General features: G+C 44.6%; 22 protein-coding genes. All 22 read left to right on the top strand.

Annotation, left to right across the window (positions count from 1 at the left end; translation table 11 throughout):
- Window positions 1-24: 24 nt before the first annotated feature.
- The 22 genes from NFR88_RS11615 (at window position 25) to NFR88_RS11510 (ending at window position 16,035) form a co-directional block, all read left to right on the top strand.
- Window positions 25-309, top strand: coding sequence for a hypothetical protein (locus NFR88_RS11615; RefSeq protein ID WP_251616144.1), 285 nt, complete (start codon window positions 25-27; stop codon window positions 307-309).
- The gene (locus NFR88_RS11610; RefSeq protein ID WP_251616142.1) at window positions 306-557 is read left to right on the top strand and encodes a helix-turn-helix domain-containing protein; all 252 of its coding nucleotides are present in this window, start codon (window positions 306-308) and stop codon (window positions 555-557) included. The genes NFR88_RS11615 and NFR88_RS11610 overlap by 4 nt, the downstream gene beginning before the upstream one ends.
- 4 nt (window positions 558-561) lie before the next feature.
- Complete coding sequence (locus NFR88_RS11605; RefSeq protein ID WP_251616140.1) at window positions 562-888, top strand: DUF551 domain-containing protein; 327 nt, start codon at window positions 562-564, stop codon at window positions 886-888.
- A 4-nt stretch (window positions 889-892) separates the two neighbouring features.
- Window positions 893-1,105 (top strand): hypothetical protein, encoded by a 213-nt coding sequence (locus NFR88_RS11600; protein WP_251616138.1) that lies wholly within the window; start codon window positions 893-895, stop codon window positions 1,103-1,105.
- 21 nt (window positions 1,106-1,126) lie between these two features.
- Window positions 1,127-1,276, top strand: a complete 150-nt coding sequence (locus NFR88_RS11595; RefSeq protein ID WP_251616136.1) for a hypothetical protein — start codon at window positions 1,127-1,129, stop codon at window positions 1,274-1,276.
- 13 nt (window positions 1,277-1,289) lie between these two features.
- Window positions 1,290-1,583, top strand: a complete 294-nt coding sequence (locus tag NFR88_RS11590) for a hypothetical protein (RefSeq protein ID WP_251616134.1) — start codon at window positions 1,290-1,292, stop codon at window positions 1,581-1,583.
- Complete coding sequence (locus NFR88_RS11585) at window positions 1,580-1,900, top strand: DUF4406 domain-containing protein (protein ID WP_251616132.1); 321 nt, start codon at window positions 1,580-1,582, stop codon at window positions 1,898-1,900. Before NFR88_RS11590 ends, NFR88_RS11585 begins: the two co-directional genes overlap by 4 nt.
- A 6-nt stretch (window positions 1,901-1,906) precedes the next feature.
- Entirely contained in the window at window positions 1,907-2,101 is a 195-nt protein-coding gene (locus NFR88_RS11580) for a hypothetical protein (protein ID WP_251616130.1), read from the top strand.
- Between the two features lie 3 nt (window positions 2,102-2,104).
- A complete protein-coding gene (locus tag NFR88_RS11575; protein ID WP_251616128.1) occupies window positions 2,105-2,647 on the top strand; it encodes a hypothetical protein in 543 nt (180 codons plus the stop codon).
- 67 nt (window positions 2,648-2,714) lie between these two features.
- Window positions 2,715-3,329: a hypothetical protein gene (locus NFR88_RS11570; RefSeq protein ID WP_251616126.1), complete on the top strand. Its 615-nt coding sequence runs from the start codon at window positions 2,715-2,717 to the stop codon at window positions 3,327-3,329.
- The gene (locus NFR88_RS11565) at window positions 3,329-4,735 is read left to right on the top strand and encodes a phage terminase large subunit (RefSeq protein ID WP_251616123.1); all 1,407 of its coding nucleotides are present in this window, start codon (window positions 3,329-3,331) and stop codon (window positions 4,733-4,735) included. The genes NFR88_RS11570 and NFR88_RS11565 overlap by 1 nt, the downstream gene beginning before the upstream one ends.
- Window positions 4,736-4,737: 2 nt before the next feature.
- Window positions 4,738-6,723 carry a portal protein gene (locus tag NFR88_RS11560; protein WP_251616120.1) on the top strand — a complete coding sequence of 662 codons (1,986 nt, stop codon included), beginning with the start codon at window positions 4,738-4,740 and terminating at the stop codon, window positions 6,721-6,723.
- 9 nt (window positions 6,724-6,732) lie between these two features.
- On the top strand, window positions 6,733-7,050 hold the full coding sequence (locus NFR88_RS11555) for a ribosomal-processing cysteine protease Prp (RefSeq protein WP_251616118.1): 318 nt from the start codon (window positions 6,733-6,735) through the stop codon (window positions 7,048-7,050).
- A 166-nt stretch (window positions 7,051-7,216) separates the two neighbouring features.
- Window positions 7,217-8,110, top strand: a complete 894-nt coding sequence (locus NFR88_RS11550) for a hypothetical protein (RefSeq protein WP_251616116.1) — start codon at window positions 7,217-7,219, stop codon at window positions 8,108-8,110.
- Between the two features lie 30 nt (window positions 8,111-8,140).
- Window positions 8,141-9,148: a N4-gp56 family major capsid protein gene (locus tag NFR88_RS11545; protein WP_251616113.1), complete on the top strand. Its 1,008-nt coding sequence runs from the start codon at window positions 8,141-8,143 to the stop codon at window positions 9,146-9,148.
- A gap of 22 nt (window positions 9,149-9,170) precedes the next feature.
- Window positions 9,171-9,617 carry a hypothetical protein gene (locus tag NFR88_RS11540; protein WP_251616111.1) on the top strand — a complete coding sequence of 149 codons (447 nt, stop codon included), beginning with the start codon at window positions 9,171-9,173 and terminating at the stop codon, window positions 9,615-9,617.
- Between the two features lie 56 nt (window positions 9,618-9,673).
- Complete coding sequence (locus tag NFR88_RS11535) at window positions 9,674-10,654, top strand: BppU family phage baseplate upper protein (RefSeq protein ID WP_251616109.1); 981 nt, start codon at window positions 9,674-9,676, stop codon at window positions 10,652-10,654.
- Between the two features lie 15 nt (window positions 10,655-10,669).
- A complete protein-coding gene (locus NFR88_RS11530) occupies window positions 10,670-12,802 on the top strand; it encodes a hypothetical protein (RefSeq protein ID WP_251616107.1) in 2,133 nt (710 codons plus the stop codon).
- Window positions 12,799-13,164, top strand: coding sequence for a hypothetical protein (locus NFR88_RS11525; RefSeq protein WP_251616106.1), 366 nt, complete (start codon window positions 12,799-12,801; stop codon window positions 13,162-13,164). Before NFR88_RS11530 ends, NFR88_RS11525 begins: the two co-directional genes overlap by 4 nt.
- Before the next feature lie 13 nt (window positions 13,165-13,177).
- The gene (locus tag NFR88_RS11520) at window positions 13,178-14,773 is read left to right on the top strand and encodes a hypothetical protein (RefSeq protein WP_251616098.1); all 1,596 of its coding nucleotides are present in this window, start codon (window positions 13,178-13,180) and stop codon (window positions 14,771-14,773) included.
- Window positions 14,770-14,913 (top strand): hypothetical protein, encoded by a 144-nt coding sequence (locus NFR88_RS11515; protein WP_251616096.1) that lies wholly within the window; start codon window positions 14,770-14,772, stop codon window positions 14,911-14,913. Before NFR88_RS11520 ends, NFR88_RS11515 begins: the two co-directional genes overlap by 4 nt.
- A gap of 78 nt (window positions 14,914-14,991) precedes the next feature.
- Entirely contained in the window at window positions 14,992-16,035 is a 1,044-nt protein-coding gene (locus tag NFR88_RS11510) for a hypothetical protein (protein WP_251616093.1), read from the top strand.
- Window positions 16,036-16,041 lie beyond the last annotated feature (6 nt).

Below are 16,041 nucleotides of genomic sequence, written 5' to 3'. Positions count from 1 at the left end.
CGTCCCGTTCTAGGAGGTAGAATAATGAAATACAGAAAAAAGCCTGTAGAGGTAGAAGCGTGGCAGTGGGAAGGAAAATGGCTAGATGAGTGTAAAAATGTCCCACAGTGGATTTGGGACGCACTAGAAAATGGAGACTTAGAAGACTATAGCACAAGTGAGCATAACGGAATGATAATTGAAATTGAAACGCTAGAAGGAACTCACATAGCACGCCCGGGGGATTACATAATAAAAGGTGTTAAAGGTGAACTCTACTCTTGCAAACCGGATATCTTTGAGATGACATATGAGGTGGTGAGAGAGTGAGAAAATACTACATACTAGACTCAGTTATCGTTGGAAATGTGATTGAAAGCGAACGAATAAAGCAAGGGAAAACAAAGGAAGTGATAAGCGGACTTGCCGACATACACAGAAATCACTTGCACAATATAGAGTATGGCAAAAATCGACCGACATTGGACACATTTTGCAGAATTGCAGATGCGTTAGGGCTTAAACCAAGCGCACTACTTGAAGAAATTGAAAGAGAAACGGAGAATTTAAGGAGGTAGAAGAATGACACCACAAGAAGCAATTTATGAACTAGCTGAAGCCTGCATTGTGCGATGTGCCGGAGAACCATCAGAGGATTGTCTGGATTGTGAAATTAACATGGCGATGGAGGCACTAGAGAAAACGAGATGGATACCATGCAGTGAGAGACTGCCAGAAATAGCTGGCAGATATCTTATAAGCAGAACGGATTACGATGGCGTTAATGACAAAATTGTCAAACTCGTAGATGTTTTTGATTTTGACACAGAGAACAGATATGACGCCGGATTTTTTGCAACGGAAGTTGACGCATGGCAGCCACTGCCTGAACCGTGGGAGGGGGCGTAATAAAATGAAATTTTGCTTCGGGGATATCGTGGTAGTTGATGACGACTTAATAGGCGTCATTGTGAAGTCGTGGAGTAATCACACTTATGATGTATATGTGAGATATTACAATGTAATCGCTACATACGAAGAGGACGAAATCCAGCGCTATATGGTTAGGCACAAGTATTTGGACGAAAAAGAGCTTGCATGGCAGCGTAATGCAATAGAAAGATAAAACGAGCAGAGGAGAACAGAAATGATGTATAAAATAGCTTATGTGGCATTCGCCGCAACAGTTGTATTTGGAATGACATTTGATAAAAAATACGAACTGTCAAAAACAAAATACTTTCAGTTCGGCATTTTAGCTTTAATGGTGACCCTTCAAATTGTTGGGGCGAAGTAAAGGAAGGCGAACAATGATACCAAGAGCAAAGAAGAGTAAACAGGTTAAGCCGCAGCGTGAACCGTTTGAAATCGTCATGCTGGCAAACTACCTGAATATGGCCATCGTAGTCCGGACGCTGTGGACTGAGTACGGCTGGCGGGACAAGCGTATCGCACGCTTTGTTGAGGGCTACCTTGCCTTAATGCAGGAAGTGGCAGACGGCAGGTCAACGGTGCAAAAAGAAATCGCAGATTGCAAGGCGCTGACAGGCGTTGACGTTAAAGCGTTAATTGATGAGTTGTATCAAGGAGGGAGAAAACGATGATTGTATATATCGCAGGAAAAGTTACGGGTGATCCAGACTGTCTGAAAAAGTTTGCAGACGCAGAAAAAGCAGTGAAAGGATTGGATTTTGATGTTATTAATCCGGCAGCAGTATGTGCAAGTCTGCCAAAATCCTTTAGTTGGAGAGATTATATGGAAATCACCCATAAGCTGTTATTACGAGCCGATGCAGTAGCTTATTTGCCCGATTGGAAAGAGTCTCCCGGCACATGCATCGAATTGGGTTTTGCATATGCAATCGGAAAATATTTAATTCCAATAGCTGATTATGAATTATTGGTAAACAGGAAGGGGTAATGTCGTATGATTAGTGATTGTATTTTAGCAGGCGATGGTGAGTGCATAGGCCTGACAAAGCGAGATAAAGGCTGTGGGACAAGCAAGTGCCCGTTTTATAAAACAGTGCAGCAGGAGCAGAAAAGCCAGCAGTACGCAAAGCGGAGGCTTGCACGTATGGGTATGAAGTTTAGGACGTTATATAAAATTGAGGAGGTGTAAGACATGGGGTTGATTATCGAGTGTCCGTATTACATAAGCGACAAGCGCAGAACGATCAGCTGTGAAGGATGCATTCGCTGTTTTGCAGATACAGAAGAGAAGAAGGGTCAGCTTGTCAATGTTTGCGAGAAGAACTACAAAAAGTGTAAATACTACAGCGGTCTTCAGAAGGTTTATGAGTCTTGTAATGATTCTTCGCTGGAAATGCAGCTACGCCTAAAGGATTACTACTTAGAAGAGAATCGGAAGACAATCAAGAAGCTGATACAGCGAATTGGAATCATGGAGACCAATATTGCGCATAACATTGAAACGAAGCAAAGAGAAGTCGATAAGCTCAGACAGGAACTCAAAATATCGTCGGCACGAGAATTCACTGCATTGTCAGAACTGGCGGCGGTGATGTATGCTAATGGAATCGAAATAGTTGATTTCAATGATGTAGAAAAATTCCTTAAGACTCATACGGCAAGCTTCGAGGACGTTGATTTAGAAGGCAGAACCGCAAGACTTGTTGTAAAAGAATTGGAGAGAGGGCAGGAGTAAATCCTGTCTTTTCTTTGCCGCAAGGTCGGTAGGCGAAATAATCTTCAGAATCGTGTAAGCTGAAATTATGGCTAAGAAAGTAGATTACAATAAAATCAAAATTGAATATATAACGGGCAATATTTCCTACAAGAATCTTGCCAAGAAATACGGTATTGCACCATCAACGCTGATGAAAAAGGCTCGGAGAGAGGGTTGGTATAAGCAGAAGCTGCAGCATAATCAGGACGTTGTCACGAAGGCGGTGCGAAAAGCCGCAAATCAGCAAGCTGAGATATTTGCAAAGGAACTGGTGACGCTTGGTAAGATTTCTAGCATGCTTGATAAGGCACTTGAAGATGCCGAGCAGTTTCAGAGGCATATTGTGCAGAAGCGAGAAAAGTACGATGAACCGGTGATTATTGACGGGAAACCTATCATAGAGCGGCAGTGGGTTGAGACAGAGACGCTTGGAAAGATTGACACGAAAGCCCTGAAAGAAACGGCAGAGACACTGAAACTGGTGGAACAGATGAAACGCTCTATGGAAGGTATCCTCAGCATCGAACAGCAGAAGTCGCTTGAGATGCAGGCAGAACGACTGCAACTTGAGAAGCGCAGAGTTGACCAGGGTGAAACTGACAAAGAAGTCAAGGTGGTATTTGAGTCAAAGGATCTAGAAGATGAAGGGTGGGCTGAATAATGGCGCTGCTGCAATTATCTACGCCGAATCCTAAACAGAAACAGTTTTTTCAGGCTAGAAAGAAACACATTGGCTTCGGTGGAGCTCGTGGAGGCGGAAAGAGTTGGTCGGTTCGGACAAAGGCGATTCTGCTGTCGCTTCGCTATCCCGGAATAAAGATTTTGATTGTCCGTCGAACCTATCCTGAATTGATTAATAATCACATTAAAATACTTCGCGTACAGCTTTATGGTATCGCGAAGTACAACGACAAGGATAAAGTGTTGACCTTCGGTAACGGTTCTACAATCAATTTCATGTACTGCGCCAGAGATAGCGATTTGGACAGGCTGCAGGGTACAGAGTATGATGTCATATTTCTTGATGAGGCAGCGCAGCTGACGGAGTACCAGATGAAGGCAATCACGGCGTGCTGTAGAGGCGTCAACGATTTTCCGAAGCGAATCTATTACACCTGCAATCCGGGCGGACAAGGGCATGCGTATATCAAGCGGATTTTCATCGACAAGAAATATAAGGCGGGTGAGAATCCGGAAGATTATGAGTTTATCCAGAGCCTTGTAACGGATAATATCGCGCTGATGCAGGCGCAGCCGGAATATATTAAGCAGCTGGAAGCGCTGCCACCAAAACTCAGAGATGCTTGGAGATATGGCAAATGGGATATCTTCGATGGGCAGGTATTCGAGGAATTTACAGACAACCCAGAGCATTACAAGGATAGAAAAGGCAGCCACGTTATAAATCCTTTCAAGGTGCCGGATACTTGGAAAATTCTTAGAGGCTTCGACTGGGGATATAGCAAGCCATTCTCGGTTGGCTGGTATGCGGTGGACTATGATGGCAGAATGTATCGCATCAGGGAACTTTATGGCTGTACGCAGACGGAGAATGAGGGACTGAAGTGGACGCCCCTTGAAGCGGCTGAGCGAATTCGGGAGATTGAAAAGACTGACCCGAACCTGAAAGGTAAGCGTATTAGAGGGATTGCAGACCCAGCAATTTTTGAGGAATCAAAGGGTGAGAGCATTGCGAGAATGATGGAAAAGGCGCAAGTTTACTGGGAGCCGGCGGATCACAGTAGAATTCCTGGGAAAATGCAGTGCCATTACAGGCTTGCCTTTGATGAGTATGAAATTCCAATGTTTTACGTGTTCAATACCTGCACCGAGTTTATCCGGACGATTCCTATGTTGATGTATGATGATACAAAGGTAGAGGATATTGATACCGATATGGAGGACCATATTTACGACGAATGGCGGTATGTGTGTATGGAGAACCCAATCAATCGGGAGGATGTTCTCTTTACGAAAAAGGTTGTCGGCACAGATGGAAAGACTGATCCACTGGGTATGCTTGATGCACAGGTCAGATATGATGAGTATGATTTTTATAGGAGGTAAAGATGGCAACAGATAACAAAAAAGAAGAACAGCTAGGACAGAGTGTCCCTCAGGAGCAGGATAATGCGGTGGAATATGGAAATCGTGAGGGTGTAGGTAGAACTGGGCCTGTTGGAAAGATGCAGATTGATGAGGCTTTTAAGACTTGTAGAGATTATAAAGCAGCAAAATTCATGCTAGAGCAGCGCATTGTTGAAAATGAACAGTGGTGGAGACTGAGACACTGGGAGGCGATTGGCAGAGTAAAGGGAAAGGAACATGATCCGGAACCGGCTTCTGCGTGGTTGTTTAACTCTGTCATTAACAAGCATGCTGACGCAATGGACAACTATCCTATCCCGAATTTCCTTCCACGTGAGCAATCAGATGAGAAGGCTGCTAGAAGTTTGCAAAAGGTTGTACCATGTATTTTAGAGGCCAACGATTTTGAACAGACTTACAGTGATGTATGGTGGTATAAGCTGAAGTTTGGTACCGGTGTGTATGGCGTATTCTGGAATAATAGCAAGGAGAACGGACTGGGGGATGTCGATGTTCGAAAAGTTGACCTTCTCAATCTGTTTTGGGAACCTGGAATTAAAGATATCCAGGATTCAGCAAATCTGTTTAATATCGCTGCGGTAGATAAGGATTCCTTGATTGAACAGTACCCCTTCTTAAAAGATAAGGTTGTTGGGGGCATTAACGGAGATACGGTAAAGTATCTGTCTCAGGAAAACGATGATAACGCAGAAGACCAGAGAAAGGTTGTTGTGTATGACTGGTACTACAAGAAGCGCAGCGAAGAGGGACGTATTGTGCTACACTATTGCAAATTTGTTGAGGGTGAAGTAATTTACGCCAGCGAGAACGACGAGGAATACAAAGATAAAGGGTTCTACGATCACGGTTTATATCCTTTCGTGTTTGATACATTGTTTCCGGTGGAAGGTTCTGTAGTGGGATTCGGCTACATCGATGTGATGAAGTCACCACAGATTTACATAGATAAGCTGGATCAGATTGTACTGAAGAACTCTGCGATGATTGGGAAGCCGAGATTCTTTGTGTCTGACAGTGTGAATGTCAGCATGAAGGACTTTTCTGACTGGTCAAAGGATTTTGTGTCTGTTGATGGAATGATAGATGACACTAGGCTTCATCAGATTCGAGTAGATTCTCTTCCAGCGTACATCTACAATCACATGCAGATGAAGATTGATGAGCTGAAAGAGACCAGCGGCAATAGGGATTTTTCTCAAGGTTCAACTCAAAGCGGTGTGACTGCTGCTAGTGCTATTGCAGCATTGCAGGAGGCTGGCAGTAAGCTGAGCAGAGATATGATTAAGACAAGCTATCGGGCGCATAAGCAGATAAATAATTTGGTCTTTGAACTTCTCAGGCAGTTTTACACCGAGGAGCGGTATTTCAGAATCGATGGTCCAAATGGCGGGCATGAGTTTATGCCGTTTGATAATGCAGAAATTAAAGGTGAAGTTACTGCAGATCCGATTTCTGGAGAAATTGTAGCTAGAAAACCGGTATTTGATATTAAGATTCAGTCGCAGAAGCAATCTCCATTCAGTCGTGAAGCGCAGAACGAGCGGGCGAAAGAACTTTACGGACTGGGGGTGTTTAATCCACAAATGGCAACTCCTGCACTAGCTATGCTCGAAATGATGGATTTTGAGGGTATCGAAAGTATCAAGCAGGTAGTAAGGCAGAATGATATTGTGCGTCAGATGACCGAACAGCTTTGTCAGCTGGCAATCGCGATGGCACAGACTGTGGATAATCTGAATATGCAACAGGGCAATCTGGGCGTTGGTAGTATGTATATGCAGGTTGCGCAGCTGGTGCAGGGAATTACTGGGCAGGAGGTTCCGCAGCCACAACTAGGCGCAGGGCAAAGTGAACAGAATAGGGACTCTCAGGGTCTGCCAAAGACGGAGAATACGCAGGCAACAAAGGCAAGAACGCGTGTAGCCTCGCAGGCATCGCCGAAGTAAGGAGCAGATATGACAGAGGTTCGTTATGTGAATGAGGGAAAACAGATTCTATTTGAAGTGAATGGTCACGCAGAGTATACCTCAGATGGTGCTGACATTGTCTGTGCTGCGTGTTCTGTGTTATCAGGAACTCTTGCTACCTGTATAGCCAATATGCCAGTAAATGCAAATATTTGCTTTGAGAGCGGAAATCTACAAATTGTGATTGATAAAGAGAGCTTAGGTACATACATGCTTGAAGTTAAGCATGCGCTGGACTTTGCAATGCTGGGGTACAAGCTTCTTGAAGAGCAATATCCCAGCAACGTAATTATTACTGCATGGTAGGGGGTCACATTATTTTTCAAAATCTGTTATAACAGTATGGGTAAAGTGATTTGCCTCCTTTCTGAAAAATATGAACAGCTGGTGCTGTTGAGGACGGACTGAGCAATCGGGCTGCCCTCAATGCCACCAGGCATTAGACACGTAGGAAAGACTACAGGAGGAAATGATGAGAAAGAGATACTTTGACCTGCACCAGTTTGAGGGAGAAGCAGGTGGCGGAAATAGTGGTGACGCCAGCCACGGGGAAAGCGGAACAACGATTCTGTATGGGAAGCAGGCAGAAGAACTAGCCAATGAGACAGAACCGGAAGATGGTCACGACGCTGGTGATGATGAAAGCGAAGAGCAGAAAAGACAGGCTGAATTTGAGAAACTGATTAAGGGTGACTATAAAGACCTTTATGACAAGTCGGTAAAGGATAATATCGACCGCAGATTCAAGAATGTCAGAGAGTCCCGCGAACAGATTGATGAAATCAATATGACTCTGCGTCCTATCTATGAAAGATATGGCGTAGAATTGGGCGATGTAAAAGGACTTGATTATGCGATTCGTAATGACATGAGCCTTTACGCTGACGAAGCAAGCGAGCTTGGTATGACGCCTGAGCAGTTTGCTTATGCAAAGAGGGCAGAACTTGAGGCAAGCAGGGCGCAGGAAGAGCTTGATAGAATGAGAGGTGCACAGGAAGCACAAAGAACTTATCAGGGTTGGATTGCGGAGGGAGAAGAACTGAAACAGTCATATCCTGACTTTGACCTTGAGGTGGAAATCCAGAATGAGCGTTTCATGCATCTTCTCAGCCAAGACTGGTCTGTAGCGGATGCTTATGAAGCGGTACACGCGAAAGAACTGATTGCTCGTGGTATTGGAACTGCTGCAGAAAAAGCACAGCAGAATGTTGTTAACAATATTAGAGCAAGGGGTATGCGACCTGCTGAAAATGGTACTGGCAGCAAGGCAGGTGTCATCGTAAAGAAAGACCCGAGTCAATTTGATAACAAAGACATGGAGGAGATTAGAAGGCGAGTTGCCAACGGTGAGAAAATCGCATTCTAAAAAAAGTCTCCTTCAGGAAGGAGATACGAGATGTTTGATTTATTAAGAAACACATTATTTGATTTGAATCAGTTTGCTGGTGAGCTTAACACCAATGTGACAACACAGACCGGCGAAGGTCAGGACTTGTCTCCGGAAATGAAGACTTACTACGACAAGGAGCTGATTCGCTTAACAGGACCGCAGCTGGTACATGATCAGTTTGCACAGCAGAAGAATATTCCGAAACGCGGTGGTAAAACAATCGAATTCAGAAAGTACGACAACTTTCCGAAAGCGACTACCCCACTGACTGAAGGCGTTACTCCGGATGGCAGAAAGCTGAATGTAACGGCTATTACAGCGACCATTCAGCAGTATGGTGACTATGTAACCATTTCTGATGTTCTGGATTTGACTGCGATTGATAACAACCTGCTGGAGGCACAGGAATTGCTTGCGGATCAGGCAGGCAGAACTTTGGATACGGTTACAAGAGAAGTTATGGTGGGCGGTACGAACGTGCTGTACGTCGACGGAAAAACATCTAGAGCCACTCTGACAGCTGACAACAAGCTAAAGGTGAAGGACATCAAGAATGGTGTTAGAATCCTGAAGAACGCCAATGCGCAGAAGATTAACGGATACTTCTGGGCAATTATTCATCCGGATTCGGAGTATGATATCACTAATGACCCTGACTGGATTAACGCGTCTCAGTATGCAGGCTCTGAACAGATTTTCGAAGGTGAAATCGGAAAAATTCACGGCGTAAGATTCATTGAAACTACTGAGGCAAAAGTCTTTGAAAAGGCTGGTGCTGGCAGTGAAACTGTTTACGCGACTATGCTGCTTGCGAAGAACTTCTACGGAACGACAAAGATTGAGGGCGGCGGTCTTCAGTTCATTGTGAAGCAGATGGGCTCTGCAGGTACTGGTGACCCACTGAACCAGAGAGCTACTGCCGGTTGGAAGGCAATCAAGACGGCCGTTAGACTGGTGGAACAGTACGGTCTTAGAATTGAGCACTGCTCTTCTTTCAACGCGAAGGCAGTGTAAGGTGATTAGTTAGGAGGTACTTATGGCTAATGATAAAGACACGAATGTTGCGGCTCCAGCTGATATGGAGGCTGTTGCAAAGAAACTGATGGAGGACGTTAATGCGAAGGCTGCTGAGATTATTGAGGCTGCGGAAGCGAAAGCAAAAGAAATTGTCTCAGGGGCTCAGCAGGCTGTAGCAGAGACAGTCTCTAAAGCATCTTCTGCGGCAGGACCAAGCGAAGAGGAACTGGCACGTTCCCGCGAGAGGGTTTCGGTGGAACTCTTTAAAGACAACAACCTGTACAAAGATGATGTATACGTTTCGGTGAACGGTGAGAACATCAAAATCAAAAGAGGCGTACCGGTTGAAATTGAGCGTAGGTTCGCAGAGGTTCTCGACAATTCACGCAGACAGGATTCAGCTTCTGCTGATTTGAACGAAAAGCTTCAAGACGATTTCGTGAACAAATCAAAGGATTTGCAATAAGGAAATGATGGAGAGTGGAGGGTTCTGCTCTCCATTTTTTTTAGGAGGTTATTTGTATGAACAGAAAAGAGTTTAATGTCTCTATATCTACGAGAGAGAATGCCGCAAAGGTTATTAACGGTGTGATTCAGTATGACACGGGGAATTTGTTCAATATCAATATTTTGGAGGGAGCATATCCCTTTGACTTCACTGGCTACAGCAATGTCATCATCGAAGTACTGAAACCTGATGGCACGGTGTTTGTTGATGGTAACGGTGGCAGCCTTGATGTGCTTGACGCTGAGGAGGGGCTTGTGGCATTTAGGCTGCAGCCACAGTGTGTGCTACTGAAAGGAATGCATTTCATCACAATTTCCATTTATTCAAACGGCGTGAAGGTAACAACAGCACGGCTCAACTATTATGTTTCTGAGAGCATGGACGATAGCCAGGGCGATGATATCATCAGCATGAGTGAATACCCTGTGCTGCAGCTGCTTTTGGCGCAGGCGTCAAATATCATTGAGGCAGAGCAGATGCGCGTGATTGCTGAGCAGCTGAGACAACAGGCAGAAGCCGACAGAGTGAACGGGACTTCCGGTGTGCTGGCGCAGGTGCAGAAAGCTATTGAACAGATGCAAAGCTATGTAGGCTCAGTAAAGGATTGGTATGATCTCTTTATGAGCGCTGCTGGTGATGTTTCAGGTGTGGATTTATCGACGGTGGTTACACAAACGAACCTTGCTGATGCGCTGAGAGATATCGACTGCGGGGAGTTTACGGGAACTGCGAACAAGACGCTACACATTCAAGGGGGCGATGAAGAGAACCTTCCAGCTCTGGAAGATAGAGAACTTGGGTATGTGCGGGACAAACAGGCTTTATACATCGGTGATAACGGGGTAAACATATGTCTGAACCCACCTTGCTATGTGGTACAGCCGACAGCGCCGACAGATACGACTGTTCTATGGGTTGATACGGCAAACGGCGGCGCAATCAAGTACTGGAACGGTACAGCCTGGGCAGGCACTGCGAAAGCGACTTTTGCGTAAGGGAGGTGCGGATAAATGGCGGTAGATTATAGTAATTATACTGTGACACAAACAAGTATTACGTGGCATATTACAGGATTTAGTGCACTGAATACGTCAAAGCGATATTTTAATTTCCAAATGATTTACGAGGACGGAACAAGACCACTTGGACATGAGGTTGTTCGGAATCCAGGTACGACGGATGTTACTTATACATATACAGGATTAGAGGCAGGGAAGACATATCGACTGTTTTGTACGATGGAAACAGACAGCAGCTCTGATAACACCTACCGTTACCCCTCTTCTGGATATTTGGAGGTTACAACAAAGGCACCTGACGAAGATACAACAGTCGCATTTTATGGTATTGCGTACTGGGATAGATTTTATTTATCTGCAAGTCTTAACCGAGTTTCCTACAGCAGGCGTATTATTTTCAAAGTTGATGGTGTCGAGGTTGGCACAGTACAGGTCGGGGCGAATTCTTCTGATACATATAAAAATATTACGTGTAGCTTTGATTCGCTAAGCGGGGAATACAAGGAGGGAGGCACCGCAACGCTTTCCTGTGTAGTGTCAAAACTGGAATATTTATCCATAGTTGGCGGTGGCGCAAAGGATGTAGTAATTCCTTACGACGATTCTATATTTGTTCGTGCGACCAATATTACTGACTCTGCAATTACGGTGAATGTGTATGGACTGAATGGAAATAAGGATTATGAAAGAACCCTGCGATGGTACCGCAAAGGTCCAGGAGACAGCAATTATGTTCAGATTTCTGCCACGCAGATTCCAGCGGGTAGTAGTGTTACAACCTTCAATACGCCACTTTCTTCACTTAAAGCAAATAGCACTTATAGTTTTAAGGTTGAACTGATTGGGCCGGAAGGGCTTATCACTTCAGTAACGACAAGTGCCAACACATTGGAAGTGCCGGGAAAGCTGACTGTAGATAATATTGGGGAGTCTTCGGTAACGTTGATTCTGTCAGGGCTTACTAATGCCATAGGAAGAACTGTAAAGTGGTTTTATAAAAAGTCAACAGATACAGCTTATACTTCCGCAGGAATAACGGAGCTTACCAGCAATGCCAGCAGTACGTCCAAGGTTGTTAGTAACTTGATTAATGAAACTGTATATAACTTTAAGGCTGAAGTCTACGACGCGAACGATAACGGCCATATTATTGGTATTAAAACGGCTATAGCGACTACTCAGCGGCAGGTGGCAATTATGGAGCTTGAAGCAGCTACTAGCGTGTCACTGAGGGTGCTTCTTCGTGATATGGAGACCAATGTTAACTATGATAAGTATATCTACTGGTACATTAAACGGTCGACAGACGCAAACTATACTGACGCTGGATATGATGTGGTAACGGCAGATTCAGGAGCATCTTCACAGAGTCACCTTTTTGCGGGACTAATATCATCAACGATTGGGGCAAATGGTGAATTGCAAGAAGCGGCTTATGATGTTCGGGCAGTGATTAAGAAGGACAATGCTGCGACGATGGCTACGTTGAATGGTACTTACATTACGACTCTTCGTGACAGCGATATTCCGAAGCCGGTAATCACAGAAGCTTTGCAGATAATCGGAGAAAAGAAGGTGGAACTTTGGTGGGAAGCTCCAGAACATGTCACGAGTAGTGAAGCATATGTGCATTATGATATTGAGATATCTTCTGATGGAGAAGTATATACGCTCATTAGAACTATAGACCAGCCTCCAGTAGATTACAGCGAGGTGGAGCTTCCAGCCTTTGGGGTAAAGTATTTTCTACGGATTAAGTCTTACCCTGATGGTGGCAGTGAGGAAATAAAGCTGTCCAATGTTGTAGAAGTTGTCCTGACTGAAGAATTTGACTGGGAGACTGTGAGTGAAGGAGCTCCTTGTGTTATTCGTGCTGATAAGTGGAATCTTCTGATTCGATATATCAGAAAGCGACTTTCGGATAACAAGATTTCAGGTACCTACGAGATGTCCAGAGTAAAACCTGGCCAGCTGGTCACGGCATACGGATTTAATCAATTGCTTACTGCCTGCAACACATTTTACGCGACGGGCATCACGGAAAAGCAGGCAGGTGATGCGATTAAGGCTGCTGACCTTTTGAAGCTGCAAGAGGCAGTGAATTTTAAGGAGGAAACACAATGAAAATAGCAGAAGTATTGGCAAGGGTAAAAGAGGTGAAACCAAATCCTTTTACGGACGACACGCTGCTGAACTGGCTGAACGATATCGAAGCGAAGGTACAGACAGAAGCGCTGCAGCGAAAGCCGGAGGGGGTAGATATCTATACGCTGCCGGAGGATTTGAACAGGGAGTTGACACTGCCAAAGCCGTATGATGAGTGCTATATGCTTTATGTGCAGGCGCAGATTGATTTTGCGCTGCAGGAGTTTGATACTTATAACAATACAATGGTGATGTTCAATTCGGCGTTCCGTGAGGCGAAGGGCTACTATGTAAGAACTTATGAAAAGCTGAATCCACCACGGCTTAAGGTACAGTTGTAAGGAGGTAGTGTTTATGGGATATTTACCAGAAATGACGGCAAGTGTTGAACCGGTAAGAAGACAGGTCATTGAGTTTAAGGGGTATTCCAATGCACCGATGATTGATGACGGTGAAATGCGGGATATGCAGAACCTGACCTCTGACTATTATCCCGTCCTGTCTCAGCGCAAGCCCAGAGGCTTGTACAGCGATAAAATCACAAGACCCCATAATATCCTTGCCTGGAAAGAAAAACTCGCCTACGTGGACGGGAAGACTTTTTATTATGGTGATGAGCGTAAGGGTTCTCTTGACACTGAGGGTGAAAAGGTGCTGGCGCCGATAAACAATAAGATTTGTATTTGGCCGGACAAGATTTGTTATAACCTGATTACAGATAGAATGGAATCTTTGGAGGCGTTCTTTGATACAGGTCCTTTGGACGGCACACATATTACGGTTACGACGAATACTCTCACGATTCCAGGTGCAGATTTCAGCAACTTTGCCGCAGAGGATACGGTGGCTTTGACTGGTTTCACAACTTGTACAGATAATAATATCACGGCAAAGATTGTCAAGATTGAGGCGAATGTTATTACGTTTCCGGATAATTCTTTTCAGATTCCGGACGCGAACAAGGAAGCGGGTACGTATAATGAGTTTGGTTCTGTAAAGATTGCACGACCAGTACCGGACATGGACTTTGTAATAGAATCCAATAACCGGCTATGGGGCTGTAAGGGAAATACGATTTACAGCTGCAAATTGGGTGACCCGAAGAACTGGAATGATTATACGATGATTGCAAGTTCTGCCTATGCAGTTGATGTGGGAACTGACGGCGATTTTACAGGTGTGACGGCGTTTCCAACGCACATTGCTTTCTTCAAGGAAGACTGTATCCACAGGCTATTTGGCAACAACAAGCCGTCAACATATCAGATTGATACAATCCAGTGCAAAGGGCTGCAGAAAGGCTGTCATAAGTCTATACAGACGGTGGACGGGGTGATTTATTACAAGAGCAGGGAAGGAATTGTTGCCTATGACGGCACGTATCCGGTATTAATTTCGCAGAATTTTAAGTACAAGTATACGGAGGCGGTGGCTGGCACTAACCTGATGAAGTATTACGTTTCGATGAAGCGAGAGGACGGAACTTGGGATTTCTTTGCTTATGATTTGACCCGGAGAATGTGGCACCTGGAGGACAACACCCATGCTTCAATGTTTACCTTTCTGTCTGGCAAGCTGATTTATATTGACGCAGGAGTTAACAAGGTTTATATCATTGACGCTGATAAGGATTTTATACCGGAAGATATGCCGATATTATGGTCTGCGACCTTCGGAGAGTATGATGAGTATCTGGAGAATAATAAGATTTATTCTAAGATTCAAATGCGGTTTGAGATGGAAGATCAGGCAGAATTATCAGTGCTGATTTCTGTTGATGATGGACCGTGGGAGCTTGTTAGCCATCTCTACACGGATAAACGCAGGTCTATGTACTTACCGATTGTACCAAGGCGGTGTGACAAGTTCAGACTGCGTCTTGAAGGGAAGGGCAGAACGAGGATTGAGTCGATTGTACGGTTATGCAGACAGGGGAGTGGAATCAAATGATACAGGTGCAGCGCATAAAAAGCCAGGACGCGGAGTCCATGAAACGGGAAATGAACCAGATTTTGGAGCAGATTGAGGCGCAGGTAAACAGAGAATTGCAGAATATTGAAGAACGATTATCACAGGGGGAGCAGGAGTAATCTTGCTCCTTTGTGGTAGGTAGGCGAAATTTTTCGGAGAATGTGAGATGATAGAGAAAACCATGAGGAGGAAGTTTTATGGCATACGAAAAGAAAGAGTATCAAGAGTCCGGTGCGTACCAGTCGGCGTATCAGGATACAATTTCCGGGCTTGTGAATAAAGTGGCCAGCGGGGAAAAGTTTAATTATAACCCGATGACTGACCAGGCATATCAGGCATATGCGAGTCAGTATAAAAGGCTGGGCGATGCTGCAAGGCAGAACACGCTGTCTGATGTTGCGATTAACACGGGTGGTTTAGCATCTTCTTACGCGACAAGTGCTGCAGCGCAGGCACAGAATGAATATAACCAGGCTTTGACGGATAAGATTCCGGAGCTGGAGGCGCTGGCTTATGAAAAGTACAATAATGAAAGGAATTATAACTTGAATGCGCTGGGTGCGCTGCAGGCGCTTGACGACAGTGCATATGGCAGATGGTCCAATGACAGGGATTATAACCGCAGTAAGTATGAGTACGATCAGAACTTTGATTTCCAAAATTATGTGGATGATCGTAACTTCGGCTATCAGCAGGAGCGTGACAAGGTTGCTGACGCGCAGTTTGATAAGACCTATGATCTTGATGTAAAGAATTACAAGCTGAACAAGCAGGCACAGGAGTTTAACCAGAAGATGCAGAAGGATGAGTTTAAGTATAAGAAAATGCTGGATACGTGGAATACCTATGGTTATGCGACAAGTGAAGTGGCTAAGTATTTTGGAGTCAAGAAAGGCACAGCAACCAGCGACCAGAAGTACAAAGATGCCGACTTGGCGTATAGATACGCAGCATTGAATGCAAGTAAGTCTTCCGGTTCCGGTGGCGGTTCTGGAGGATCAGGTGGCTCTGGAAACAATAATAAGAAAAAAACTGATCCACGAACGAAAAATAAAAGTAGCTACCAGAAAAACATGAATGCGCTTCGTACGCAAGTGAATATTGCGAATGGTAAGAAGAAAGGGCTTTCTAATGAGGGAGTGATTAAAACTATTAAGCGTGATTATGAAAATGGGTACCTTACAGAAAGTCAGGCAAAGAAGAAAAAGAATTATTACGATAAGCAGAATAAAAAGAAATAGGGAAGG

It is taken from the genome of Senimuribacter intestinalis, assembly GCF_943192965.1.
In the GTDB taxonomy this organism is placed as follows: Bacteria; Bacillota; Clostridia; order Peptostreptococcales; family Anaerovoracaceae; genus Senimuribacter; species Senimuribacter intestinalis.
The sequence above is the reverse complement of the archived record's forward strand: the minus strand, read 5'-3'. Positions and strand labels throughout refer to the sequence as shown.